Here is a 22959-nt window from a genome sequence, read left to right on the forward strand (position 1 = left end):
GTCGCCGTGCTCACCGCCGGGCGCGACGGTTTCCCCCGCCGCGGCCCGCGTGCGGTCACGGTCCGCCGGGCGGGTCAGGGGCGGGACAGGTCCGCGATGCGCGCGGCCTCGGCCGGGTAGCGGGCCGTGAGGGCGGACGCGTCGCCGTGTTCGTAGTCGCCGAAGGTGAAGCCGGGTGCCATCGTGCAGCCGAAGAGCGACCACGCGCCGCCCGCCGCGACCCGGCCGCCCATCCAGGTCCCGGCGGGGACGGTGAACTGCACGTGCTGTCCGCCGAGGACGTCCGCTCCGAGCACGGCCGTACGCGCGCCACCGCCCGGGTCGAGGAGCAGCAGCTCCAGCGGATCGCCGAGGTAGAAGTGCCAGACCTCGTCGGTGGGCAGGCGGTGCAGGGCGGAGAAGTCGTCCGGGCGGGCGGTCAGCAGGGCGACGATGGCCGAGCCCGTGGGGCGCCCGTCCGGGCGTTCGGGCCCGGCCCAGGTCTGCCGGTACAGGCCGCCCTCCCGGGGGAGGGGCTCCAGCCCGTAGTGCGCGATCAGGTCCTCGGCGGTCGGCGGGGGCGGCGTCACGCGGGGAAGGCTACCTCCCGGCGGAGGAAGGCGAGTTGCGCCTTCTTCTCCGGCAGGTGGACCTCCGGCAGGTCGATCTCGGGCAGGACGACCGCCGGCCCCGCGGTGAAGCCCTGCTTGAGGAAGCGGGCGATCGCCTTGTCGTTGGCCACGTCCGGGTCGACCACGATCCGCTGCCGGTCCAGGCCCAGCAGGACGTACGCCATGAGGGACGCCGCCAGCGCGGCGGTCCAGCCGGGCCGGGCGCCCTCGGCCCCGGCGGGGGCGAGCAGCAGGTGGACACCGATGTCGCCGGGCTCGACGTCGTAGCACTCGCTCACCCGGTCGGCCTCGGGGTCGTAGGTCTGGAACAGCGCGACGGGTTCGCCGTCCTTGACCACCAGGAAGGCGTGGTGCGTGTCGAGCGTGTCCATGTGGGCGTAGACGTCCGCGACCTGGTCGCGCGTCAGGCCGTTCATGCCCCAGAAGGCGGCTCGCTCCTCGCTCACCCAGTGGTGCAGCACGGCGGCGTCCGCGGCGGCGTCCAGGGGGAGGACACGGACGGCGCCGAAGCCGTCGAGGTGCTGCTCGTGGACGGCGGTGCGGGAGGCGTACGGATCAGACATCGGTCTCCTTCGTGAGCCGGTCGAAGTCGGTGACCACCGGGGCGAGCGCGCCGGCGAGCCACAGGGGCTGCTGGTCGCGGTGGTGGGGTGAGCCGGGGACGCCGCAGGCGCCGTGGGGCACCACCCAGCGGCTGTCCTGCCGGTCGGCCAGGTCCCAGACGTAGCGGGCGGCGGGGCCGCGCGCGGCCCGATCGGTGAGGCCGGGCACGGCGGAGGTGCACAGCACGCAGTCGTGGTCCCCGGACAGGCCGGGTTCCTCCCCGGGCGAGCCGGTCGGCAGCGCCCGCCAGGGGGCGAGGCGGTGGGTGTCGCCCCAGGTGCCGGCGGGCGGCCGCGCGGCCACCTCCTCCAGCGCGGTGCGGACCTCGGCGGCGCGGTCGATGCCGTACAGGTCCTCGGCGCGCAGCAGGTGTTCGAGGGCGTACCCGACGCGCGGCAGCAACGCCAGCCACGGCTGGAGCACCTCGGGGTGGGCGGGCGGCACGGCGGCCCCTGCGAGGGACGGGTGCGCGGCCAGCCGGCGTACGACCGCTCCGCGCAGGGCCGCGAAGAGCGCGGCGTCGGCGCTGCCGGCGTCCATGTGCCGGTCCCAGGCGAGGAGGCGGTCGCGCAGGGCGCCGGCCTCGGGACTCAGCTCCTCCAGGGCGGCGAGGCGGTCGAGGAGGGGGCCGGCCGAGCCGAGGTGGGTGTCGGTGTGGAGGGCGGGCATGTCGGCCGCCGACCAGCGCTCCTTCCCCGCGAGCAGGGCGGCGATGCGGTCGGCGCGGTGCGGTGGGGCGAACTCGACGCCGAGCGGGCCGGCCGGGCCGCGCTGGTTGGCCATGACCGCGACGCCGTCGGTGAGTCCGGCGCGGGGCGGGGTGTGCCAGCCCTCCCAGTCGTGGCCCGGCGCCCAGGCGGGCACGGGGCGCAGGCGGTTGGCCTCGGACCGGACCGGCACGCGCCCCGCGACCCGGTGCAGCAGTCCGCCCTCGGTGTCGGCGGCCTGCACGACGTTGACCGGTTCCGTCCACGCGTCCAGGGCGCGGTCCACGTCGGCGACCCGGCGGGCGCGCAGCAGCGGCAGCAGCGCGCCGAAGCCGAGGTCGCCGGTGACGCGGGGCGGGTAGCGCAGGCTGAGGGCGGCCGGGGTGCCGTCGTCGAGGCCCTCGGGGCCGCCGGCGATCACCGGGCCCCGGTCCGTCTCGACGACCTCGACCTCGACGGTCCCCTCCCCCGCGACGGCGATGGTCTCGGTGTGCCGGGCGGCGCGGTGCCAGGTGCCGTCGGGGCCGAGCGCCTCGACGCCGGCGCCGGTGCGGCGCAGCCGCTCGTGGTACAGGTCCTGGTAGTCGGCCATGGCGTTGGTGATGGCCCAGGCGACCGTGCCGGTGTGGCCGAAGTGGGCGATGCCGGGGACGCCGGGCACGGCGAGGCCGACGACGTCGAACTCCGGGCAGGACAGGTGGATCTGCTGGTAGACGCCGGGGTCCTCGATCCAGCGGTGCGGGTCGCCGGCGATGACCGCGTGCCCGGTGACGGTCCGCTCGCCGCTCACCAGCCAGCCGTTGCTGCCGGCGGTGCCGGGGCCGTCGGTGGCGAAGAGCGCGACGGCCTCCGGACCGAGGTGCGCGGTGATGTGCTCGCGCCAGAGCTTGGCGGGGAAGCCGGCGAAGAGGATGTGTGTGGCGAGCCAGACGCCGAGCGGCGTCCAGGGCTCCCAGCGGCCGGGGGCGAGGCCGGTGCGCGCGAACTCGGGGGAGGGTTCCTTTTCGGCCAGCCCTTCGTTGACGCCGTCCACGTACGCCCGTACCCAGGCGGCCGTCTCCGGATCGTGCTCCGCCAGGGCGGCGGAGCAGCGGCGGGCGGTGTCGGCGAGCCGGGCCCGCCGGGCGAACCGGTCCCAGGACAGGGCCTCGGCCCCGAGGAAGGACGCGGAGGTGCCCTGGGCGCGGTGCCGCTCGACCTCCAGTTGCCAGGCCCGGTCGCGGGCCGTCACCCGGCCCTGGGTGCGGGCCAGTTCGTTCGCGCTGTCCGCGCGCAGGTGCGGGATTCCCCAGGCGTCGCGGTAGGTCTCGGCGCTCACCCCTGTGCCTCTACTTTCCTTTAGGTTAGGCTCACCTAAGTCTTCAGTCGTGGCCGAATAGTACGTGAAGGGTGAAGAAACGATGAGGCAGGGGCGGGGTTGGGAGGGCGCGGTCCTCAAGCTGATGCGGGGCAAGGACTTCGCATTCACGGTGACGGAAGCGGAGGACGTGACTCCGGACTTCCGGCGGCTGCGCCTGGCCGACGGCGGCATGCTGGCGGCGACCGGCGTCCACCCCACGATGTGGGTGCGGCTGTGGTTCGACGACGCGGGCAAGCCGCACCAGCGGGCCTACACGCTGGTCGACCCCGACCCGGCGACCGGCACCTTCGGCATGGAGTTCGCGCTGCACGAGGGGTGCGCCAGCGACTGGGCCCGGGCGGCCAAGCCGGGCGACACCATCGAGGCGACGGTCCAGGGCACCGGCTTCGAGGTGCCGCAGCCGCTGCCCTCACGCCTCTTCGCGGTCGCGGACCCGGCGTCGCTGCCCGCCCTCAACTCGCTCCTCGACGCGCTGGGGCCGGTCCCCGCGACGATCTGGTTCGAGGGCGGCGGCGCGGACGACGGCCTGCCCTTCCGCACCGACCCCGCCCGGCACGAGGTCCGCACCGTCCCGCGCCGCGACGCGGGCGCCCACCTGGTCGCCCGGGTGAAGGAGGACCTGCCGGAGCTGCTGCGGGCCACCCCCGAGCCGTACGTATGGATCGCCTGCGACACGGCGACGACACGGGCGCTGGGCGCGTACGCCCGCAAGGAGCTGGGCGTGCCCAAGCAGCGGGTGAACGCGCTGGGGTACTGGCGCGCGACCTGAACCCGCGGGCGCGGGCGCCCGGGGATCGCGCGGGGCGCACGCCGGCCCCCGGGCGCACGCTCACTCCGGGGACCGGCGCGGCAACGCACGGCGGCCCCGGAGGGCCACGCTCACCCCGGGGACCGGCGCGCGCCCCCGACCCGCACGCGCGATCATCGGGGCATGGACGTCACACTTCACCTCGCCCAGGACCCGGAGGCCGACGAGCTGCTCGGCCGCAGTCCGCTCGCCGCGCTGGTCGGCATGCTGCTCGACCAGCAAGTCCCCATGGAGTGGGCGTTCAAGGGCCCGTCGACCATCGCCCGGCGGATGGGGGCGGAGGATCTGGACGCGCACGACATCGCGGCCCACGACCCGGAGGGCTTCGCCGCGCTCCTCTCCGAGAAGCCGGCCGTGCACCGCTACCCGGGGTCCATGGCGGGCCGGGTCCAGCAGCTGTGCCGGTACCTCGTCGACACCTACGACGGTGACGCCGAGGCGGTCTGGCGGGGCGTCGACAACGGCAGGGAGCTGCTGAAGCGGCTCCAGGACCTGCCGGGCTTCGGCAGGCAGAAGGCCCAGATCTTCCTCGCCCTGCTCGGCAAACAGCTGGGCGTCCGTCCCGAGGGCTGGCGGGAGGCGGCGGGGGCCTACGGCGACTCCGGCTCCTTCCGGTCGGTCGCCGACATCACCGGGCCGGAGTCCCTGACCAAGGTGCGCGCCCACAAACAGGAGATGAAGGCGGCGGCCAAGGCCGCGAAGGCCGCCGACGCGTAGCCGGGTCGCCGACGAGCAGCCGGCCCGCCCGGGGCACCCCGGGCGGTCACGGCGCCCACGGCTCGGTCCCCGGCGCCCGCCGCGCCCGCGCCGTCAGTCCGCTGGACCGTCTCGAGTGGCAGGGCCCGTGGGGGCGCTCCCAGCATGGAGCATGACCGAGCCACCGAGCGGATCCCCCGGGGGACAGCCGTACGACGATCGCGGGGTGCACGCCCGGCACGGCACGCGCACGCGCATGCCGGCCGCCGGGCCGCACGAGCCCGAACCGGCCCTGGAAGGGCCCCTGCACCTGCTGTCCCGCACCGCCTGGCGGACCGTGCTGCTCACCGGGGCCGCCTCGCTCGTCCTCGGCGTGCTGGTCCTGGTCTGGCCGGGTGCCTCGCTGCGCGCCGCCGGAGTGCTCTTCGGTCTCTACCTCGTCGTCAGCGGCGTCCTCCAACTGGCCGCCGCCTTCGGCACCCACCGGACGACCGCCCTGCGGGTCCTCGCCTTCGTCAGCGGCGCCGTGTCGATCCTGCTCGGCCTGTTCTGCTTCCGCGGCCCGCTGCAGTCGGTGCTGCTCCTCGCCCTGTGGATCGGCATCGGCTGGCTCTTCCGGGGCGTCACGCAGATCGTGGCCGCGGTGCACGACCCGGCGATGCCCGCGCGCGGCTGGCACGTGTTCCTCGGCGTGGTCACGGTGGCCGCCGGCGTCGTCATGATCGACTCGCCGGTCGAATCGGCCGCCGTCCTCATGCTGGTCGGCGGCTGGTGGCTGGTCGCCGTCGGCGTGGTCGAGATCGTCACGTCGGTGCGTCTGCGCGGGCGCGCCCACCAGGTCCCGCACGCCCTGTGAACGCCGCCCGCGCCGGGTGGCCGCGCGCCGTGCGAGGGGTTCCCGGACCGGCCCTACGGCCGGTGAGCCGCCGGAGGGACACGACCTGACGTGAGTCCCGCACCGCATGCCGCCACGAACGCGCGCGCCACCCGAAGCGCCACGAACGCACACACCACCCGCACCACCACCGCCCGCGCCACTCCGACCGCCACCACCGCCCGCGCCGGACGCACGGCACGCGCCGGAAGGGCGGCCCGCACGATACGGCCGGCCCACGCGGTACGCGCGATACGACCGGCCCGCGCGCACAGGCCCGCGCCCTCGTCGCGCCGCCGCGCGGCCTGGCTGCGGGCCCTGGTCCTGCTGCTCGTCCTGCTCATCCCCTGCACGCACGCGTCGGCCCAGGCCACGCCGGTCGCCGCGGCGGCCGGTGCGAACGGGGGAGCCACCGGCGGCGGCGCGGCCGGCGAGTACGACCACCTCGACACCGCCCTGCGCGCACCGGCCCGCGGCGGCCGTCGCACCGTCGTCACCCGGTCGGCCCCGGCGGCCCGCCTCCGCGTGCGTGCCGACCGCGTACCCCCGGCCCCCGTTCCGACCGGCCCGCCACCCGCCTCGCGCGCCCCGCGCTCCGTGGTCCTGCGCTGCTGACGGGACCGGGCCGGCCTCCCGCGCCGGTCCACCGGCCCTCCGCGCGCACGCGGAGCGCCCCGCCACGGGAACACGGAACCAGGAACGAGGAGCCCACCCATGCTCAACGACCCCTACGCCGTCCTGCGCGCCCTCCTGCGCGCCGAGGCCGCCCGCCGCACCCCCGAGCCCGGCACCGGCGGCCCGCAGGCCCCGAGCGAACCCCGGCCGCCCGCGCGAGAAGGGGGGCGCGACCGAGAAGGGGGGCGCGGCTGACGCGGCTGACGCGCGGCGGGACGGGGCCGCGACCGGCCCCGTCCCCGCCGGCACGCCGAGCGCGCACCGCACGCACGTCGACCGCTCGCCGACAGCGGGCCCGGAGCACAGCGACGACGCGCCGACGGGGCGGCCCTCGCCGGCCACCATCCCCGTTTGCCCCGTTTACGGCGTCATTTCCGGCGCCGTACTGCGCCGCCAAGGCTGCGCCGGCCGCGTCCCGGCCGGTAGGCTTTCCGTGTGATCTTCAAGCGCATCGGAAACGGCCGGCCGTACCCCGACCACGGCCGGGAGAGCACCCGGCAGTGGGCGGACGTCGCGCCGCGCCCGGTCCGCCTCGATCAGCTCGTGACGACCAAGGGCCAGCTCGACCTGGAGACCCTCCTCGCCGAGGACTCCACCTTCTACGGCGACCTCTTCGCACACGTCGTGAAGTGGCAGGGCGACCTGTACCTGGAGGACGGCCTGCACCGCGCGGTGCGCGCGGCGCTCCAGCAGCGTCAGGTGCTGCACGCGCGCGTGCTCGAACTCGACTGACCGGCGCCCTCGAAGGCCCTCTGACGCCGCCGCTTGACCCTTTCGGGTTGCATTGCGGTGAACCTCGGAACGCCGACTGATCATCTAATAGGCATCGCCGCCCGGGCGCACTACGCTGCGCTCATGAGCATGCTCACTCCCCCTGGCATGGGCGGCCAGTACAAGATCACGGGGGACAAGTACCCGCGGATGCGACCGGCCCGACGGCGCGGCCGGTTCGCGGTCGCCGCCGTCGCCTGCGTCACCGTGCTGGGACTGCTCGGCTGGGGCACGCTGCAGCTCATCGACGTCTTCACCGGCGGCGACAAGGCCTCCGCGATCGGTGCCGGGGCGGACTGCCGGACGGTCGCCGCGAAGGCGAGCCCCTCACCCGCCGCCGTGGCCGTGCCCAGGCCGGCCCAGGTCACCGTCAACGTGCTCAACGCCACGACCCGTGGCGGCCTGGCGCAGAAGACGGCCGACGAGCTGAAGAAGCGCGGCTTCCGCGTCGGCGAGGTGGGCAACGCGCCCAAGGAGTACGACAAGAAGGTCAAGGGCGCCGGCGTCCTGCTGGGTCCGGCCGCGTCCCTGAAGGGCGCGCTGCCCGTGCTCGGCACCCAGCTCCCCGGCGCCGAACGCCGTGGCGAGGCGGCCCGCAAGGGCGCCGCCGTCGACCTGATCATCGGCGACGGCTTCAGGGAACTGGCGAAGCGGCCGGACGCCGACGCGGCGCTGGCGAGGCTGAGCGCGCCGCGTACGACGACCGTCGCCGAGAAGAAGAGCTGCTGAGAAGAAGAGCCGCTGCGGCGGGACCGGGGGCGGGAGGGGCCTACTCGGCCGACCCGTACATCCGGTCACCCGCGTCGCCGAGGCCCGGCACGATGTAGCCGTGCTCGTTGAGCCGCTCGTCGACCGAGGCCGTCACGACCGTCACCGGGGTGCCGGCCAGCTCGCGCTCCATGACTTCGACGCCCTCGGGGGCGGCGAGCAGCACCACGGCCGTCACGTCGTCGGCGCCGCGCTTGATGAGCTCCCGGATCGAGGCGACCAGGGTGCCGCCCGTGGCCAGCATCGGGTCCAGGACGTACACCTGGCGGCCGGAGAGGTCCTCCGGCATGCGCGTGGCGTAGGTGGAGGCCTCCAGCGTCTCCTCGTTGCGCACCATGCCGAGGAAGCCCACCTCCGCGGTCGGCAGCAGCCGGACCATGCCGTCGAGCATGCCGAGACCGGCCCGCAGGATCGGCACCACCAGCGGGCGCGGGTGGGACAGCTTGACGCCGGTGGTCTGCGAGACCGGCGTGTGGATGTCGACCTGTTCGGTGCGCACGTCGCGCGTGGCCTCGTAGGCGAGCAGGGTGACCAGCTCGTCGGCGAGACGGCGGAAGGTCGCGGAGTCGGTGCGCTGGTCGCGCAGCGTGGTGAGCTTGTGAGCGACCAGGGGGTGGTCGACGACGTGGAGACGCATGTCCCCCACAGTAACCGGGCCCCGTGGGGCCGGCGTCCCCGCGGCCGCGGACCGGCCCGCGCCACGACCGCGCTCATCCGCGGGCGTCAAACCCCCCGGCCGGGGGAAGGTGGGAGGGACGGACGCTGGGTGGTGAGACTGTGCCTGACCGGGACTTCCACAACACGCCGTCCCCCGGCGAGGAGCCGGGGACGACGCGCGGGACGGAGCGGAGCACGGAGCGGAGTACGGAGCCGGAACGGGAGGCCGAACGCCGTCGGCGGCGGGCCCAGTTCCTGCGCGACCTCGCGGAGGCCCGGGAGCTGCGCGACCGCGTGCAGCCGCGCCGCGCCAAGACCGCGCGGCTGCGCCACGCGATGCGCATGCGCACCTTCCGCTGGTAGCCCCCGTCCGGCCGGGCGGAGCGCGCGGTGGCCCCCGTCCGGCCGGGCGGAGCGCGCCGCGCCGACGTCACGGCGGCGGCGTACGCGGGCGCGGCGGGAATCCGCGTACGATCCGCACGTGGCGGCGACGAGAGCGCTGATGGGCGGCCACCCGGGTATGTACTTCCGGGAGGCGGGTCGAAACTGCCGGACACAGGGCGCCGAAGACATCCCCTGAGGGCCTTGTTTCTGCCACGATTCCGAGTGGGTGGGCTCGGAGCACCGCTCCCCACCCGCAGCCTCCGCCGGGGGGACCCCCAACCGGCACGCCTAGGACCAGTGGGAGAGTCACGGTGTACTTCGCCGCACTGCTCGCGCGCACCGAAGACGGATGGGTAGCGAGCGACACTGAGCTCGACGATGTGGAGACCCTGTCGGATCTGGCCGACCTGGCCCGGGAAGCCTCTCCCGACGAGGACACGGTGCTCGTGCTGATCGAGCAGGAGGACGCGTGGTTCGGAGTCGTCCGGGTGGACGGCGAGGAGGACCCCCGTATCTACGTCTCGGACGCGGCCGCGGCCGCCCGCAGCAGCTACGGCGAGATCCTGCTCACCGACGAGCTGCTCGGCCGGGACCCCGGTGACGAGGGCGTCGACCTCGACGCCCTCGACCTCGACGGTACGGAGGACGGCGAGTCCGACGACGAGGACGAGGACGGTGCCGGCGGCGGTGACGCGGCCGCCGGCAGCGCGGAGGCCGTGCCGCACGGACCGGTCGGTGACGCCGAGGTCCTCGACGACCTCGGCCTGAGCGAGAAGGAACTGCGCGCGATGTCCGGGGACGCGGTCGGCGAGATCGCCGAGGCCCTGGGCGCCTCCGAGGTCCTGGAGACCGTCCGCTGACCGCGCCGGCCGGGGAGGGCCCGGGAAGCCCGGCACCGGGAACGGCACCGCCCGACCACTCCGTACCGCCCGATCCCGTACGTGACCGGTGGCGGGCCGCGATGCGGCTCGCCCTGGCCGAGGCCGGACGGGCGGCGCGGGGCGGGGACGTCCCGGTGGGCGCCGTGGTGCTGGCACCGGACGGCCGGACGGTGCTGGCGCGCGGGCACAACGAACGCGAGGCCACCGGCGACCCGACCGCCCACGCCGAGGTCCTCGCCCTCCGGCGGGCCGCGGCGGAGGCGGGCGAGTGGCGGCTGTCCGGCTGCACGCTCGTCGTCACCCTGGAGCCGTGCACGATGTGCGCGGGCGCGCTGGTGCAGTCCCGCGTGGACCGCGTCGTCTACGGCGCCCGCGACGACAAGGCGGGCGCGGCCGGCTCCCTGTGGGACGTGGTGCGCGACCGCCGGCTCAACCACCGTCCCGAGGTGATCGAGGGCGTCCTGGCCGACGAGTGCGCCCGGCGGCTCACGGACTTCTTCCGCGACCGCTGACGCCCGCCGGATTCCGATTTCTGAGCACGCCGCACCGTGCTGTAAGGTCTCTCTCGGTAGCGTGTCCGAGCGGCCGAAGGAGCTCGCCTCGAAAGCGAGTGTGGCGCAAGTCACCGAGGGTTCAAATCCCTCCGCTACCGCTCTTGAAGGGCCCCGTCGAGAGACGGGGCCCTTCGTGCGATCATGAGCGACCAAAAGGCGTCAGCAAAGGGACAGGGGAGGCCGCGGTGGCGGTGAACGCGAAGAGGATCGCCGTCTACGCACTCGTGGTCTTCGTGCTGTATGTGATCATCACGGATCCGGCGAAGGCCGCCGACTACGTCCAGATAGGTTTCCAGGGCATCTCCGACGCGGCGGGCGCCGTCGGCGACTTCATGACCTGGGCCGCCAACGGAGGAAAGTGATGATCCGCCACCTGGTGCTGTTCAAGCTCAACGACGGCGTGGAGCGCGACGACCCGCGCGTCGAGGAGGGCGTCGAGGCCTTCCGGTCGCTCGGCGGCCGGATCGAGGAGCTGCGCTTCTGGGAGTGCGCCTGGAACATCAGCGACCGGCCCATCGCCTACGACTTCGCCATCAACTCCGCCGTGGACGACGCCGGCGCCCTCCAGCGCTACCTCGACCACCCCGCGCACCAGGCGGGCGTCGCCCTGTGGCGGGAGTTCGCCACCTGGGTGATCGCCGACTACGAGTTCTAGCGACCCCGGTACCGCCGTGCGCAGCGGCCCCGCACCTGTCAGGTGCGGGGCCGCTGCCCGTTTCACCACGGCCCGCGCCCCGCGCGGCCCTCCGCATTCACTCAACACGACGTTATGCGGTGCTTGCACACAGTGCACATGTCTTGTGATGCTATGACCGCTTTTGACGGATGAGTGACGGAAGAGTTGACAGATCACGAGGTGGAGTTGACCGTGCCGGCCAGTACTGCGCCTCAAGCACCGCCCGCACCGCCCGCCCAGGCCCCGGAGCCGCTCGCACCGCCCGCCCAGGCCCAGGAACCCCCCGTACCGCCCGCCCAACCCCAGGAGCCCCCCGTACCGCCCGCCCAGGCCCAGGAGCCGCCCGCGCGGGAGTCCACGCCGCAGCGCAGCCGGGGGGCCGACACCCGGGCCCTGACCCAGGTGCTCTTCGGGCAGCTGAAGAACCTGGCACCGGGCACCGCGGAACACGACCGCGTACGGGCGGCGCTCATCGAGGCCAACCTCCCGCTGGTGCGCTACGCCGCCGCCCGCTTCCGCTCCCGCAACGAGCCGATGGAGGACGTCGTCCAGGTCGGCACCATCGGGCTCATCAACGCCATCGACCGCTTCGACCCGGAACGGGGCGTGCAGTTCCCGACGTTCGCGATGCCGACCGTCGTCGGCGAGATCAAGCGGTACTTCCGCGACAACGTCCGTACCGTGCACGTACCGCGCCGGCTGCACGAGCTGTGGGTGCAGGTCAACAGCGCCACCGAGGACCTCACCACCGCCTTCGGGCGCTCCCCGACGACCGCCGAGATCGCCGAACGACTGCGCATCAGCGAGGAGGAGGTGCTGTCCTGCATCGAGGCGGGACGGTCCTACCACGCCACCTCGCTGGAGGCCGCCCAGGAGGGCGACGGGCTGCCCGGACTGCTCGACCGGCTCGGCTACGAGGACCCCGCCCTCGACGGCGTCGAGCACCGCGACCTGGTCCGGCACCTGCTCGTCCAGCTCCCCGAACGGGAACAGCGCATCCTGCTGCTGCGCTACTACAGCAACCTCACCCAGTCGCAGATCAGCGCGGAACTCGGCGTCTCCCAGATGCACGTCTCCCGGCTCCTGGCGCGCAGTTTCCAGCGTTTGAGGTCGGCGAACCGGATCGAGGCGTAGTCTCGAAAGCGCCTCGACACGCAATCGAAGGCGCGCGCGACGGGTCACCGGGACGAGCGAATCGCTCACCAGGGACGTTGTGGGCGGAATCGAGCCGAAAGGCCGTCAGACCCCCTGTTTCCAGGGGGTTTTCGCGTCTCGGATGTCGACATGTCACTACAGCGCGTTGCCGACATGTGACATTCTGCCGGAGACGCGTTTGCCGGAGCCTCGGCTCCGGTATTCAGGTGAAGGCTGCGTTCCCGGCGTGGGAGCGTGTGCCGCGACCGTCCCGCGACCCAAAGGGGGTGGCATGTCCGCAGACCAGGGCAGCTCGAAGGTGCTCGCGCTCGCGGAGAGCGAGACCGCGCCCGACACGATCGAGGCACTCGGCCCCGTCGGCCCCATCGGCTCCGTCGATGACGTGCAGGCCGTCGACGCCGTACCGACCCTCGACGCCGTGCCGGCACAGGCCCTTCCGGCCCCGGGGGCCATCGACACCCGCACCCTGTCCCGCTCCCTGTTCCTGCGGCTCGCCGCCCTCGACGAGAACAGCCCCGAACGCGCCTACGTCCGGGACACCCTCATCGAGCTGAACCTCCCGCTGGTGCGTTACGCCGCCGCGCGCTTCCGCTCCCGCAACGAGCCGATGGAGGACATCGTCCAGGTCGGCACCATCGGCCTGATCAAGGCGATCGACCGCTTCGACTGCGAACGGGGCGTGGAGTTCCCGACGTTCGCGATGCCGACGGTGGTCGGCGAGATCAAGCGGTTCTTCCGCGACACCTCGTGGTCGGTGCGCGTCCCGCGCCGCCTCCAGGAGCTGCGCCTGGCCCTGACGAAGGCCAGCGACGAACTCTCCCAGAAGCTGGACCGCTCCCCGACGGTCGGCGAACTGGCGGCCGTGCTGGGCGTGTCCGAGGAGGACGTCGTCGACGGCCTCGCGGTGGGCAACGCGTACACCGCCTCCTCGCTGGACTCACCGGCCCCGGAGGACGACGGCGGCGAGGGCTCGCTGGCGGACCGCCTCGGCTACGAGGACACGGCGCTAGAGGGCGTGGAGTACCGCGAGTCGCTCAAGCCGCTGCTGGCCAAGCTGCCGCCCCGGGAGCGGCGGATCATCATGCTGCGCTTCTTCGCCAACATGACCCAGTCGCAGATCGGTGAGGAGGTCGGCATCTCGCAGATGCACGTCTCCCGGCTGCTGACCCGCACCCTGGCGCAGCTGCGCGAGGGCCTCATCTCGGACTGAGTCCGGCCGCACGAGCCGGACCGGGTCCGGCGCACGGCACAGCGGCGACCGCCGCGGCACCTCGGGGGTGCCGCGGCGGTCGCCGTCGTCGTGCGTGTGCCGTCCGTGCGCGCGGGTCCGCGCCGGTGCTACGAGAGCGCCAGCCAGGCCACCGCCGCGACGACGACCACGGCGACCACGATGCCGGCGATCAGGCCGATGCGGGGTCCGGAGGAGGCTGCCGGGGCCGCCTGCCGGGTCTGGGGGGCGTCGTCGACGAACGCGCGGAACATCTGGGTGCTGCCTGCGGGGTCGTAATTGCCCTGGGGGCCCTGGTTGTTAGCCATGGGCCGAGACACTAGCGAATCCGCGGATCGGGCCCAAGCGCGGGGCCGCCGCACCTCCTTCCGACCCCTCACCCTCCGCCACCTGGGCGTTTACGTTCGCAATACTTGCCTTTGCCAACTTTTTATGCCGAGGCGCCCGTTTTTATTTGCCTGTAGCAACCAACCGCTCCTATCGTTGCCCTAAGCAACAAAGCGGGAGGTGCGCATGGCCGAGAGGGCGCAGTACGAGGAGCTGATCCGCCAGTTCAGCGCCTTCGGCGCCGTGAAACGGGAGATGAGCCGGATCCTGCCGGCCGAGTGCCCCGGCGGTTCCGCCGCCGTGCTGACCCTGCTCGGCCGCCACGGCGACATGCGCATGAGCAGGCTCGCGGAGCTGCTCGCCGTGGACATGTCGGTGACCAGCCGCCATGTCGCGCACATCGCCGACCGGGGCTGGATCGAACGCTCCCCCGACCCGGCGGACAAGCGCTCGCGCATCCTGCGCCTGACGCCCGAGGGCCAGGCCCAGCTGGACGAGCTGTCCGAGCGGACGACGCAGTTGCTGGCCCACCGTCTCGGCGACTGGACCGACGACGAGGTCGGCCAGCTCACCCGGCTCATGACCAGGCTGAGGGCGAGCTTCGACGACTGCCGGGCGCCCCAGACACGGGCCGCCGCACCGACCGAGGTCGAGAAGACCACCCGTACACCCGCGATCACCACGTAAGCAAAGGAAGTCCATGGCAACGACCACACCAGCCGGTGTGCGGGCTCATGCCAAGCACGGGGGAGGCTCCACCGGAGACGCTCCGATGACGCACCGGCAGATCATGGAAGCGCTGTCCGGGCTGCTGCTCGGCATGTTCTGCGCCATCCTGTCCTCGACCATCGTCACCAACGCACTGCCCGAGATCATCGGTGACCTCGGGGGCGGCCAGAGCGCCTACACCTGGGTCGTCACCGCCTCGCTGCTGACGATGACCGCCTCCACCCCCCTGTGGGGCAAGCTCGCGGACCTGGTCAGCAAGAAGGCCCTGGTCCAGATAGCCCTGATCGTCTACGTCATCGGCTCCGTCGTGGCCGGTCTGTCGCAGAACCCGGCGATGCTGATCACCGCGCGGGCCATCCAGGGCCTGGGCGCCGGCGGTCTGTCCGCCCTGGCGCAGATCATCATGGCCGCGATGATCTCCCCGCGGGAGCGCGGTCGCTACTCCGGCTACCTGGGCGCCACCTTCGCGGTCGCGACCGTGGGCGGTCCGCTGCTCGGCGGTGTCATCACCGACACCAGCTGGCTCGGCTGGCGCTGGTGCCTCTACGTCGGCGTGCCCTTCGCGATCCTCGCGCTGATCGTGCTCCAGAAGACGCTGCACCTGCCCGTGGTCAAGCGGAAGGTCAAGGTCGACTGGGCCGGCGCCTTCTTCGTCACCGCGGCCGTCTGCCTCCTGCTCGTCTGGGTCACCTTCGCGGACGACAAGTACGACTGGATGTCGTGGCAGACCGGCGCCATGGTCGGCGGCGCGATCGTGCTGACGCTGCTCTTCCTCCTCGTCGAGTCGAAGGCCAGCGAGCCGATCATCCCGCTGCGCCTGTTCCGCAACCGCACCATCACGCTGGCCTCGCTGGCCTCGCTGTTCGTCGGCATCGCGATGTTCGCGGGCACCGTCTACTTCAGCCAGTACTTCCAGCTGGCCCGGGACAAGTCCCCGACCATGTCGGGCGTCATGACCATCCCGATGATCGGCGGCCTGTTCGTCTCGTCCACGCTCTCCGGTCAGATCATCACCAAGACCGGCAAGTGGAAGGGCTGGCTGCTGGCCGGCGGCGTCCTGCTGACGGCGGGCCTCGGCCTGCTCGGCACCATGCGCTACGACACCCCCTACTGGCACATCGCGATCTACATGGCGCTGATGGGCCTCGGCGTCGGCATGATGATGCAGAACCTGGTCCTGTGCACGCAGAACCAGGTGGCCCCGAGCGACCTGGGCGCGGCCTCCTCGGTCGTGACCTTCTTCCGGTCCCTCGGCGGCGCGGTGGGCGTCTCGGTGCTCGGCTCCGTGATGTCGACCCGGATCAGCCACTACGCCTCGGACACCATCGGCTCGCTCAGCCCGCAGGAGCAGGCGGCGGCCGCCAAGGCCTCGGGCAGCGGCGCGATCCCCGACATGGACCTGCTGCCCCCCGGCATCCGCGAGTGGCTGGAGAGCGCCTACGGGCACGGCATCGCCGACATCTTCCTGATCGTCGCCCCGATCGCCCTGCTGGCGTTCCTCGTCACCCTCTTCATCAAGGAGGTCCCGTTGCGCACCTCCGGCGCACTCGCCCAGGCCGCCGAGGCCTCCGCCGGCACCGCCTCCCCGGCGGCCCCGGCTCCGTCCGAGACCGCCCGGGTCACCGACGCGCCGGTCCCGGCCGGTGTGGCGGCCGCCGTCTCCTCCACCGACACCGGTGCCCGGGACACGGCCACGCAGCGCCTCGCCGCCGTCGCCACGGCGACCGGCTCCGGCGCTCCGCAGGCGCCCGTCTCCGGCGGCATCGCGGTCCGCGGCTTCGTCCGCGGCGCCGAGTCCGCCCCCGTCCCGCAGGCCGCCGTCACGCTGATCTCGCTGGCGGGCCGGCAGCTGGGCCGCTCGGTCGCCCAGGCCGACGGCTCCTACGGGATCGACGCGCCGAGCGCGGGTTCGTACGTCCTGATCGCCTCCGCCGACGGCTTCCAGCCGCAGGCCTCGACGATCGTCGTGAACGACGAGCCGGTCGCGTACGACATCCTGCTCAGCGGCACCAGCGGGCTGAACGGCCTGGTCCGGGCCGTGGAGAACGGGCTGCCGGTCAAGGACGCGATGGTGATCGTGACCGATGTGCGCGGGGACCTGCTGGCCACCGCCGCCACCGGGGAGGCCGGCGAGTTCTCCTTCGCCGAACTGGTGCCGGGCACGGTGACCGTCGCGGTCAACGCCGCCGGCTACCGGCCGCGCGCCCTGCCCGTCGAGGTGGGCGGCACCGGCGTCACCCGGGTCGAGGTCGACCTCCAGGCCGGCGCGCAGGTCCAGGGCGTGGTGCGGGCTCCGCACGGTCCGCTGGCCGACGCCCGCGTCACCCTGGTCGACGCGGCGGGCAACGTGGTCGGCACGGCCACCACCGGCGCGGACGGGGCGTACGCCTTCACCGACCTGGACGCCGGTGAGTACACCGTCATCGCGACCGGCTACCCGCCGGTGGCGACGGCCCTGACGGTCGCCGGCCCGGGTGCCGACGGCCACGACATCGAGCTCGCCCACCCCGGCGAGTAGCGAGTCCCCGGCCCGTGGTGGCGTGCGCGCTCTGAGCGGAGGTGCGCCCGCCCACCACGGGCCGGCTTCTTTACGACCACTTTCTGAGCCTTTGCAGGGAGAAAACGGGATGGGACTGACCGCGAGGATCCGAACGCGGGACGGATGGGCCGTGTCGCACGCGGTCGTCACGGTGACCGACATGACCGGCACGCAGGTGCTGCGCGCGGAGGCGGACACCGAGGGCGCCGTGCGGGACACCACCCCGCTCACGCCGGGGGCGTACACCGTCATCGTCACGGCCGTCGGCTACGCGCCCGCCGCGTCCAGCGCGATCGTCACCGCGAGCGGCCGGGCCGAGGTCGGCACCGTGACCCTGGCCCGCCAGGGCGGCACCGAACTGCCGCCGCCCGGGCCGTGGACCATCGACCCGGCGCACTCCAGCGTGGCCGCGGTCGCCCAGCACCTGGGCATCTCCAGCGTGCACGGCCGGTTCACGGACTTCTCGGGCGTGGTGGAGATCGCGCCGGACGACGTCACCAAGTCCCGGGTGGAGGCGGTGATCCGGGCCGCCTCGATCGACACCGGCAACGGCATGCGCGACACCCACCTGCGCTCCGGCGACTTCCTGGACGTCGAGCGGTTCCCGGACATCACGTTCCGCTCCACGGGTGTGACACAGGCCGGCCAGGACCGCTGGACCGTCCACGGTGAGCTGGGCCTGCACGGCGTGGTCCGCCCGGTCGACCTGGACCTGTCCTACCTCGGCACCGGCGCCGACCCGTGGGGCGGCACCCGGGCGGCGTTCCGTGCGGTCACGGAGCTGCGGCGGGAGGACTTCGCCATGAACTACAACCAGGTCCTCCAGGCCGGCATCGCCGCCATCGGCACGACCCTCAGGGTCGAGCTGGACATCCAGGCGGTCCAGGGGGAGTCACTGCCGACGGCGTGAGGCGCCGCCGGACGCCCGGGCCACCAGCTCGTCGCACAGGTCCCGGAGCTTGACGTTGGTGTGCTGCGAGGCCCGCCGCAGCCGCTCCAGGGCATGGTGCGCGTCGATCCGCTCCCGGGCCATCAGGATGCCGACCGCCTGGTCGATGACGCTGCGGGAGAGCAGGGCGGTGCGCACGTCGGTCGCCGACGCCTGCTGCCGCTCCAGACGCAGGGCCTCGTTCACGGCGTCCGCGGCCCGCACCGCGAAGGTGCGGGCCGCTTCGCGTCCCTCGGCCAGCGATTCCGGCTCCCGGCCGTAGAGGTTGAGCGCGGCTCCCGTCTCGCCCCGGACGGGCAGCGGCAGCGCCAGTACGCAGCGCACGCCGGTGGCCAGCGCGTACTCCGTGTACGTGGGCCAGCGGGTCTCCGCGGCCAGGTCGGGGGAGTACTGCGTGTCTCCCGTATCGGCCGCGTCGACGCAGGGGCCCGAACCGTTCTCGTACTGCCGCAGGTCCAGTCCGGCGGGCAGCCCCGAGCTGCCCGCCAGGGTCATCAGCCGGTCGGCGCGGCGCACCGTCACGGAGCACGCGTCGGCACCGGGCACGTGCGCGACCGCGCGGTCGGTCAGATCACGCAGCAGCGGGTCGAGACCCTGGCTGCGGGCAATGGCCTGGTCCAGCGTGTCGGGGATCTCCTGGGTCATGCCCGTACGGATATCCCCTCATCGCTCGTTGACGCCTCGCCCACCCGAACCCGTGTTCGCGTCGACGATGCGCCGGGCGAGGTCGCGCAGCTTCACGTTCTCCCGCTGCGAGGCCTTGACCAGGGAGTCGAAGGCGCCGGCCGCGTCGATGTCCAGGCGCTCCATGAGGATGCCGGTGGCCTGGCCGATCAGGTCCCGGGTGCGCATGGCCTCGGTGAGCTGCTCGCGCACGGTCGCCGCGTCCAGGGCGAGGCTGACGTGCGCGGTGAACAGCCGGCCGAGGCGGGTCGCGTCCTCGTCGAAGGCGTGGGGCTTGCGGGCGTACGCCGTGAGCACGGTCAGGCGGCGCCGGTCGGCGCGCAGCCGCAGCGAGAGCGCCGAGCGCAGGCCGAGGCAGGAGAGGACGTTGCCGCGGCCGTCCGCATCGCTGTCGTCCGTGCGCACCACCGGCGTGGTCCACAGGCGGTCCCAGTCGGGGTGCGGCTCGCGGCCGCCGGGCTGGGACTCGGGGGCGAACCGTACGGCCTCGTCGGTCCAGGCGAGGGTGCGGAAGCGGCTGCCGCGCTGGACCTCCGAGATGCCCGCGTGCTCCGCGCCGGGCAGCAGGCGCACCGTCAGTGCGACCGCGGCGCTCAGGGTCTTGTCGGGGGTGCCCGTCGCGTGCAGTTGCCGAGCCGCCGCCGTCAGCGCTTCGGCCAGCTCGAAGCCCACCGGAAAACGCGGCAAATCAGTAAATTCGGACGTAACCACCACGAACCTCTTCGGCGTGCACGGTCTGGCGACCGTGCGCAGGAGAGCTCCGCAGCACATTCCTGACTGCGAGCACAGGACGGACAGCACTCTAGCTGCTTGGTTGCGCTCCGGTGACGCCCGGTCGACGGACCGAGCAGGCGCCCTACGCGTGCCGTCGGCGGCGTGGTGGAATGGAGGGAACGGGTCAGGAAGAGGCCTAGCCGGAAGCAAGACGAACGTCTGCCAGGTGAGTGCCGTGCCCCTCTTTCCCCGCCCCTGCGAACCGTGCGAGCCGCCCGGTTACGCCGTACTGGACCTGCCCCCGGAAATCGACTTCTGCAATGCCGAGGGACTGCTGCCCATGATCATGGCGGCGGTGGACCACCACTCCGGCGCCCTGCACACCCTCGTACTGGACCTGACCGCGACCCGCTTCATGGACTCCCAGGGCATCCGCCTCCTCTCCGAGGTGCACGCCCGCCTGCCCGGCCGCACCGAACTGCGGGTGGTGGCCGCCCCGGAGGGTGTGCCGAGCCGCGTCCTGGAGCTGTCCGGCCTGCGCCGGGACGTGCCGGTGCACGACAACCTCGCGGAGGCACTGCATCCGCACAGCGGTGCGGCGCGGGGACCCGACGGCGGGGCGTGCGGCGGGGCGGCGGCCTAGGCTGGCCGCATGGCACCGAACATCGCGACGAACACCCGTGTGTCCCTCGACGAGTTGCTGGACTTCGTACGCCCCCGGCACCGGGCGGTCCTGCTGACCCGGCGGGCCGACGGCGGCCCCCAGGGGTCGCCGCTGACCTGCGGGGTCGACGACTCCGGCCGGATCGTCGTCTCCACGTACCCGGAGCGGGCCAAGACGCGCAACGCGAAGCGGGACGCCCGGGTCAGCCTCATCGTGCTCAGCGACGAGTGGAACGGCCCCTGGGTCCAGATCGACGGCACCGCCGAGGTCATCGACGCCCCGGACTCCGTGGAGCCGCTCGTGGAGTACTACCGCAACATCGCCGGCGAGCACCCCGACTGGGACGAGTACCGGCGGGCCATGGTGGAGCAGGGCAAGTCGATCATCCGGGTGACGCCGGAGAAGTGGGGCCCGGTGGCCACGGGCGGCTTCCCGGCGCGGTCGGCGTCCGACGGCTGACGCGCTGGCCGGATACGGAGCGACCCGTCGGCCGGGGCCCGGTCACCCGCGTTCGACCATCGCCTCGATGCCCGCCACGAGCAGGTCCAGCGCGAACTCGAAGTCCCGGTCCAGCATCTCCTCCACGGTGTCGCCGCCGCGGGCCGACATGATGGCCCGGGACTCCTCGATGACGTCCGCCCGGTGCGGCAGGTCGGCCGCCGCCTCCATGGAGTCCCGGAAGTAGTCGTCCGGGCTCCTCCCCGTGGCCGCCGCGCGGGCGAGGAGGTGTCCCTCGATCGTGCCGTAGCCGTAGACGAACTGGAAGACGGCGGAGATGGCGCCGGTCAGACGGTGCGGAGGGAGGCCGCTCAGGCGCATCACCTCCTGCACCGCTTGGGAGAAGGCCATCGAGTGCGGCCCGATGTTCAGGTAGGTGCCGGTCAGCTGGGACAGCCAGGGGTGGCGCACCAGCAGCCGGCGGTTCTCCCGGGCCAGCGCGCGCAGCCGGGCGCGCCAGTCCGCGCCGGTCTCCGGGTCGGGGTCGCGCAGCTCGCCGAAGACGGCGTCCAGGGCGAGTTCGAGCAGTTCGTCCTTGGTGTCGACGTACCAGTAGACGGACATCGCGGTGACGTTCAGCTCGGCGGCCAGGCGGCGCATGGAGAATCTGGCCAGGCCCTCGGCGTCCAGCAGCCGGACCGTCACCGCGGTGATCCGCTCCCGGTCCAGTCCGGACGGCTGCCCACCGCGCCGCCCGCCGCGACGGCCCTCGCCCGCCAGCCAGACACTGGCCCGCGGCCCCTGCCGTCCTGCCTCAGCCATCTGCGCTCTTCTCCTCGACCCCTCATCCGCCGGACCCGCCAGGTGTCCCGCCAGGGGCGCCGACAACGGCGTGAACAGGCACAACGAGCCCGCTGCCGCACCACTACCCCACCGCCTGGGCTCTTAGGCACCCTCCTTCTCCGCCCGCCGCAGCAGCACGGCCGCCACCACCCCGCCGAGCAGCACGGCCACCGCCCCCACCAACTGGCTGCTCTCCAGCCCCGCGGAGAACGCGTCGATCACCCGCTCCCGCTCCGCCTCCCCCTGTGCCGAGGCCAGCGCCGCGGGCAACGACGCCGCCGTCACCGGTACCAGCGCCGCGAACCGCGAGTTCAGCACCGCTCCCAGCACGGCCACGCCCAGCCCGTTGCCGAACTCGGCCAACGTACCGTTGATGCCCGCGCCGACCCCGGCCCTGGCCGGCGGGATCGCGCTCATGATGGCGTGGGCCATGGCCGGGTTGCCGAGCGCGCAGCCGACGCCGATCAGCAGCAGGCCGAGCAGCGTGCCGGCGTAACCCTCGCCGGTGAGCGTGGCGATGGCCACCAGGCCCGCCGACATCAGCACCATGCTCAGCAGCACCGCCACCGGCGTGCCCAGCCTGGCCAGCCACTTCGCCGCCACCCCGGAGAAGTTCAGCAGCACCACCGTCAGGGCCAGCGGCGCGGTCCGCAGCCCCGCCTCCAGCGGGCCGTACCCGAGCACGAACTGCAGGTGCTGGGTGAGCAGGAACAGCGCGCCGCCCATGCCGAAGGTGATCAGCACCAGCCCGGCCACCGCGCCCGTGAACTGCCGGTTGCGGAAGAAGGCCAGGTCGAGCATCGGGTACGGGATGCGGCTCTCCCAGTACGCGAAGAGCGCCAGCACGCCCACCGCGACGGCCGCCGTGGCCAGGACCCGGCCGGACGTCCAGCCGTGCTCGGGGCCGGAGATGATCGCGTAGACCAGCCCGGCCATACCGATCGTGGAGAGTACGGCGCCCAGGAGGTCGGGGCGGTCGCCCTGCCGGTTGTGCGACTCGGGGACCAGCGTCACGACGGCGACCAGGCCGAGGGCCACGACCGGCAGGTTGATCAGGAAGATCGCGCCCCACCAGAAGTGGTCCAGCATGAAACCGCCGATCAGCGGCCCGGAGGCGAAGCCGAGCGCGCTGACGGCACTCCAGATGCCGATCGCCTTGGCGTGTTCCTCGGGCGTGAAGATCTGCATGACCACGGCGAGCGTGGTGGTCAGCAGCAGGGCGCCGCCGACGCCCATACCGGCCCGCGCGGTGATCAGCTGGCCGGTGGTGTCCGCGAGACCCGCGGCCAGCGAGCCCAGGCCGAACAGGGCGAGGCCCGCCGCCAGCATCTTCTTGCGGCCGTAGCGGTCGGCCGCGCTGCCCGCGGTGAGCAGCAGGCCCGACTGCACCAGTGAGTAGGCGTTGATCATCCACTGGATGTCGGAGTTGGCCGCACCGAGTTCGTCGGTGAGGGAGGGGATGGCCACGTTCAGCACCGTGTTGTCCAGCACCACGGTCAGCTGGGCGAGGCTGATGACTCCCAGGATCAGCCAGCGCTGCGGGTGGCCCTGGACGGGGGGCGGGGTCTGGACCCGCCCTTCTTCCTGTTCCGGGGAGGACGTCGTCATGCTGTACAGCGTATAGGGACTCCCATACGCTGTACAGCAGAGGGGCTCGCGGCCCC

The 22959-nt window shown here is 73.3% G+C and carries 28 protein-coding genes and 1 tRNA gene; 20 read left to right on the top strand and 9 right to left on the bottom strand.

Translation table 11 applies throughout. The features are described 5' to 3' along the window. Positions 1 to 74: 74 nt before the first annotated feature. The 3 genes from ACZ6EG_RS08380 to ACZ6EG_RS08390 are packed head-to-tail and all read right to left on the bottom strand — an operon-like array spanning position 75 to position 3239. A complete protein-coding gene (locus ACZ6EG_RS08380; RefSeq protein WP_356602861.1) occupies positions 75 to 569 on the bottom strand; it encodes a cupin domain-containing protein in 495 nt (164 codons plus the stop codon). After that, the gene (locus ACZ6EG_RS08385; protein WP_391971664.1) at positions 566 to 1174 is read right to left on the bottom strand and encodes a GNAT family N-acetyltransferase; all 609 of its coding nucleotides are present in this window, start codon (positions 1172 to 1174) and stop codon (positions 566 to 568) included. The genes ACZ6EG_RS08380 and ACZ6EG_RS08385 overlap by 4 nt, the downstream gene beginning before the upstream one ends. Next, on the bottom strand, positions 1167 to 3239 hold the full coding sequence (locus ACZ6EG_RS08390; protein WP_469602761.1) for a penicillin acylase family protein: 2073 nt from the start codon (positions 3237 to 3239) through the stop codon (positions 1167 to 1169). The genes ACZ6EG_RS08385 and ACZ6EG_RS08390 overlap by 8 nt, the downstream gene beginning before the upstream one ends. An 82-nt stretch (positions 3240 to 3321) precedes the next feature. Here ACZ6EG_RS08390 and ACZ6EG_RS08395 point away from each other — a divergent pair, with 82 nt between their 5' ends. The 7 genes from ACZ6EG_RS08395 (at position 3322) to ACZ6EG_RS08425 (ending at position 7834) form a co-directional block, all read left to right on the top strand. After that, the gene (locus ACZ6EG_RS08395) at positions 3322 to 4050 is read left to right on the top strand and encodes a siderophore-interacting protein (protein WP_391971666.1); all 729 of its coding nucleotides are present in this window, start codon (positions 3322 to 3324) and stop codon (positions 4048 to 4050) included. A 162-nt stretch (positions 4051 to 4212) separates the two neighbouring features. Continuing rightward, positions 4213 to 4806: an HhH-GPD-type base excision DNA repair protein gene (locus tag ACZ6EG_RS08400; protein ID WP_469602765.1), complete on the top strand. Its 594-nt coding sequence runs from the start codon at positions 4213 to 4215 to the stop codon at positions 4804 to 4806. Between the two features lie 151 nt (positions 4807 to 4957). Continuing rightward, positions 4958 to 5641, top strand: a complete 684-nt coding sequence (locus tag ACZ6EG_RS08405) for an HdeD family acid-resistance protein (protein WP_391971668.1) — start codon at positions 4958 to 4960, stop codon at positions 5639 to 5641. Positions 5642 to 5731: 90 nt separating this feature from the next. Beyond that, positions 5732 to 6274 carry a hypothetical protein gene (locus tag ACZ6EG_RS08410; protein WP_469602770.1) on the top strand — a complete coding sequence of 181 codons (543 nt, stop codon included), beginning with the start codon at positions 5732 to 5734 and terminating at the stop codon, positions 6272 to 6274. A gap of 99 nt (positions 6275 to 6373) precedes the next feature. Further along, entirely contained in the window at positions 6374 to 6529 is a 156-nt protein-coding gene (locus ACZ6EG_RS08415; RefSeq protein WP_391971670.1) for a hypothetical protein, read from the top strand. A 240-nt stretch (positions 6530 to 6769) separates the two neighbouring features. Beyond that, the gene (locus ACZ6EG_RS08420; RefSeq protein WP_003999914.1) at positions 6770 to 7066 is read left to right on the top strand and encodes a type II toxin-antitoxin system VapB family antitoxin; all 297 of its coding nucleotides are present in this window, start codon (positions 6770 to 6772) and stop codon (positions 7064 to 7066) included. Between the two features lie 147 nt (positions 7067 to 7213). Next, complete coding sequence (locus ACZ6EG_RS08425; RefSeq protein ID WP_469603509.1) at positions 7214 to 7834, top strand: LytR C-terminal domain-containing protein; 621 nt, start codon at positions 7214 to 7216, stop codon at positions 7832 to 7834. A 40-nt stretch (positions 7835 to 7874) separates the two neighbouring features. Here the strand turns inward: ACZ6EG_RS08425 and upp are convergent, their stop codons facing one another. Next, the gene (gene upp, locus ACZ6EG_RS08430) at positions 7875 to 8510 is read right to left on the bottom strand and encodes a uracil phosphoribosyltransferase (RefSeq protein WP_391971671.1); all 636 of its coding nucleotides are present in this window, start codon (positions 8508 to 8510) and stop codon (positions 7875 to 7877) included. A 140-nt stretch (positions 8511 to 8650) separates the two neighbouring features. Here upp and ACZ6EG_RS08435 point away from each other — a divergent pair, with 140 nt between their 5' ends. From ACZ6EG_RS08435 to ACZ6EG_RS08470, 8 genes are all read left to right on the top strand, one after another. Beyond that, on the top strand, positions 8651 to 8893 hold the full coding sequence (locus tag ACZ6EG_RS08435; RefSeq protein ID WP_383643030.1) for a hypothetical protein: 243 nt from the start codon (positions 8651 to 8653) through the stop codon (positions 8891 to 8893). A gap of 332 nt (positions 8894 to 9225) precedes the next feature. Then, on the top strand, positions 9226 to 9774 hold the full coding sequence (locus ACZ6EG_RS08440) for a tRNA adenosine deaminase-associated protein (protein WP_391971672.1): 549 nt from the start codon (positions 9226 to 9228) through the stop codon (positions 9772 to 9774). Between the two features lie 101 nt (positions 9775 to 9875). Then, positions 9876 to 10307 (top strand): tRNA adenosine(34) deaminase TadA, encoded by a 432-nt coding sequence (gene tadA / locus ACZ6EG_RS08445; protein WP_391971673.1) that lies wholly within the window; start codon positions 9876 to 9878, stop codon positions 10305 to 10307. A 55-nt stretch (positions 10308 to 10362) separates the two neighbouring features. After that, a tRNA-Ser gene (locus tag ACZ6EG_RS08450) sits at positions 10363 to 10447 on the top strand. An 87-nt stretch (positions 10448 to 10534) separates the two neighbouring features. After that, on the top strand, positions 10535 to 10711 hold the full coding sequence (locus ACZ6EG_RS08455; RefSeq protein WP_356602837.1) for a hypothetical protein: 177 nt from the start codon (positions 10535 to 10537) through the stop codon (positions 10709 to 10711). Continuing rightward, entirely contained in the window at positions 10711 to 11004 is a 294-nt protein-coding gene (locus ACZ6EG_RS08460) for a Dabb family protein (protein WP_383643024.1), read from the top strand. The genes ACZ6EG_RS08455 and ACZ6EG_RS08460 overlap by 1 nt, the downstream gene beginning before the upstream one ends. A gap of 213 nt (positions 11005 to 11217) precedes the next feature. Further along, the gene (locus tag ACZ6EG_RS08465; RefSeq protein ID WP_391971674.1) at positions 11218 to 12159 is read left to right on the top strand and encodes an RNA polymerase sigma factor SigF; all 942 of its coding nucleotides are present in this window, start codon (positions 11218 to 11220) and stop codon (positions 12157 to 12159) included. Between the two features lie 292 nt (positions 12160 to 12451). Then, complete coding sequence (locus ACZ6EG_RS08470) at positions 12452 to 13390, top strand: RNA polymerase sigma factor SigF (RefSeq protein WP_391971675.1); 939 nt, start codon at positions 12452 to 12454, stop codon at positions 13388 to 13390. A 128-nt stretch (positions 13391 to 13518) separates the two neighbouring features. Here the strand turns inward: ACZ6EG_RS08470 and ACZ6EG_RS08475 are convergent, their stop codons facing one another. Further along, on the bottom strand, positions 13519 to 13716 hold the full coding sequence (locus ACZ6EG_RS08475) for a hypothetical protein (protein WP_391971676.1): 198 nt from the start codon (positions 13714 to 13716) through the stop codon (positions 13519 to 13521). 205 nt (positions 13717 to 13921) lie between these two features. Here ACZ6EG_RS08475 and ACZ6EG_RS08480 point away from each other — a divergent pair, with 205 nt between their 5' ends. The 3 genes from ACZ6EG_RS08480 (at position 13922) to ACZ6EG_RS08490 (ending at position 17913) form a co-directional block, all read left to right on the top strand. After that, complete coding sequence (locus tag ACZ6EG_RS08480; RefSeq protein ID WP_391971677.1) at positions 13922 to 14422, top strand: MarR family winged helix-turn-helix transcriptional regulator; 501 nt, start codon at positions 13922 to 13924, stop codon at positions 14420 to 14422. An 85-nt stretch (positions 14423 to 14507) separates the two neighbouring features. After that, complete coding sequence (locus ACZ6EG_RS08485; RefSeq protein WP_469602778.1) at positions 14508 to 16982, top strand: MFS transporter; 2475 nt, start codon at positions 14508 to 14510, stop codon at positions 16980 to 16982. 109 nt (positions 16983 to 17091) lie between these two features. After that, positions 17092 to 17913, top strand: coding sequence for a YceI family protein (locus tag ACZ6EG_RS08490; RefSeq protein ID WP_391971679.1), 822 nt, complete (start codon positions 17092 to 17094; stop codon positions 17911 to 17913). On the opposite strand, the gene ACZ6EG_RS08495 is transcribed toward ACZ6EG_RS08490, so the two are convergent. Then, complete coding sequence (locus ACZ6EG_RS08495) at positions 17896 to 18597, bottom strand: GAF and ANTAR domain-containing protein (protein WP_391971680.1); 702 nt, start codon at positions 18595 to 18597, stop codon at positions 17896 to 17898. The two genes, ACZ6EG_RS08490 and ACZ6EG_RS08495, sit on opposite strands and share 18 nt — an antisense overlap. 18 nt (positions 18598 to 18615) lie before the next feature. Beyond that, entirely contained in the window at positions 18616 to 19323 is a 708-nt protein-coding gene (locus ACZ6EG_RS08500; protein WP_391971681.1) for an ANTAR domain-containing protein, read from the bottom strand. A gap of 262 nt (positions 19324 to 19585) precedes the next feature. Here ACZ6EG_RS08500 and ACZ6EG_RS08505 point away from each other — a divergent pair, with 262 nt between their 5' ends. Both ACZ6EG_RS08505 and ACZ6EG_RS08510 read left to right on the top strand, forming a co-directional pair. Next, positions 19586 to 19993, top strand: coding sequence for an STAS domain-containing protein (locus ACZ6EG_RS08505; protein WP_391971682.1), 408 nt, complete (start codon positions 19586 to 19588; stop codon positions 19991 to 19993). 9 nt (positions 19994 to 20002) lie between these two features. Further along, positions 20003 to 20473 (top strand): PPOX class F420-dependent oxidoreductase, encoded by a 471-nt coding sequence (locus ACZ6EG_RS08510; RefSeq protein WP_383642999.1) that lies wholly within the window; start codon positions 20003 to 20005, stop codon positions 20471 to 20473. Positions 20474 to 20515: 42 nt separating this feature from the next. Here the strand turns inward: ACZ6EG_RS08510 and ACZ6EG_RS08515 are convergent, their stop codons facing one another. Then, entirely contained in the window at positions 20516 to 21274 is a 759-nt protein-coding gene (locus tag ACZ6EG_RS08515; protein WP_391971683.1) for a TetR/AcrR family transcriptional regulator, read from the bottom strand. Positions 21275 to 21397: 123 nt separating this feature from the next. Next, positions 21398 to 22903, bottom strand: coding sequence for an MFS transporter (locus tag ACZ6EG_RS08520; protein ID WP_469602786.1), 1506 nt, complete (start codon positions 22901 to 22903; stop codon positions 21398 to 21400). Positions 22904 to 22959: the final 56 nt, after the last annotated feature.

The sequence above is a fragment of the Streptomyces sp. NPDC041968 genome, from assembly GCF_055589025.1.

Excerpts from the sequence above, each read along its gene's own strand:
- ACZ6EG_RS08480 (WP_391971677.1), top strand. The coding sequence starts at position 13,922 with ATGGCCGAGAGGGCGCAGTACGAGGAGCTGATCCGCCAGTTCAGCGCC.
- ACZ6EG_RS08475 (WP_391971676.1), bottom strand. The coding sequence starts at position 13,716 with ATGGCTAACAACCAGGGCCCCCAGGGCAATTACGACCCCGCAGGCAGC.
- ACZ6EG_RS08385 (WP_391971664.1), bottom strand. The coding sequence starts at position 1,174 with ATGTCTGATCCGTACGCCTCCCGCACCGCCGTCCACGAGCAGCACCTC.
- ACZ6EG_RS08495 (WP_391971680.1), bottom strand. The coding sequence starts at position 18,597 with ATGACCCAGGAGATCCCCGACACGCTGGACCAGGCCATTGCCCGCAGC.
- ACZ6EG_RS08395 (WP_391971666.1), top strand. The coding sequence starts at position 3,322 with ATGAGGCAGGGGCGGGGTTGGGAGGGCGCGGTCCTCAAGCTGATGCGG.
- ACZ6EG_RS08415 (WP_391971670.1), top strand. The coding sequence starts at position 6,374 with ATGCTCAACGACCCCTACGCCGTCCTGCGCGCCCTCCTGCGCGCCGAG.
- ACZ6EG_RS08520 (WP_469602786.1), bottom strand. The coding sequence starts at position 22,903 with ATGACGACGTCCTCCCCGGAACAGGAAGAAGGGCGGGTCCAGACCCCG.
- ACZ6EG_RS08405 (WP_391971668.1), top strand. The coding sequence starts at position 4,958 with ATGACCGAGCCACCGAGCGGATCCCCCGGGGGACAGCCGTACGACGAT.
- ACZ6EG_RS08490 (WP_391971679.1), top strand. The coding sequence starts at position 17,092 with ATGGGACTGACCGCGAGGATCCGAACGCGGGACGGATGGGCCGTGTCG.
- ACZ6EG_RS08510 (WP_383642999.1), top strand. The coding sequence starts at position 20,003 with ATGGCACCGAACATCGCGACGAACACCCGTGTGTCCCTCGACGAGTTG.
- ACZ6EG_RS08400 (WP_469602765.1), top strand. The coding sequence starts at position 4,213 with ATGGACGTCACACTTCACCTCGCCCAGGACCCGGAGGCCGACGAGCTG.
- ACZ6EG_RS08460 (WP_383643024.1), top strand. The coding sequence starts at position 10,711 with ATGATCCGCCACCTGGTGCTGTTCAAGCTCAACGACGGCGTGGAGCGC.
- ACZ6EG_RS08425 (WP_469603509.1), top strand. The coding sequence starts at position 7,214 with ATGGGCGGCCAGTACAAGATCACGGGGGACAAGTACCCGCGGATGCGA.
- upp (WP_391971671.1), bottom strand. The coding sequence starts at position 8,510 with ATGCGTCTCCACGTCGTCGACCACCCCCTGGTCGCTCACAAGCTCACC.
- ACZ6EG_RS08470 (WP_391971675.1), top strand. The coding sequence starts at position 12,452 with ATGTCCGCAGACCAGGGCAGCTCGAAGGTGCTCGCGCTCGCGGAGAGC.
- ACZ6EG_RS08485 (WP_469602778.1), top strand. The coding sequence starts at position 14,508 with ATGACGCACCGGCAGATCATGGAAGCGCTGTCCGGGCTGCTGCTCGGC.
- ACZ6EG_RS08515 (WP_391971683.1), bottom strand. The coding sequence starts at position 21,274 with ATGGCTGAGGCAGGACGGCAGGGGCCGCGGGCCAGTGTCTGGCTGGCG.
- tadA (WP_391971673.1), top strand. The coding sequence starts at position 9,876 with ATGCGGCTCGCCCTGGCCGAGGCCGGACGGGCGGCGCGGGGCGGGGAC.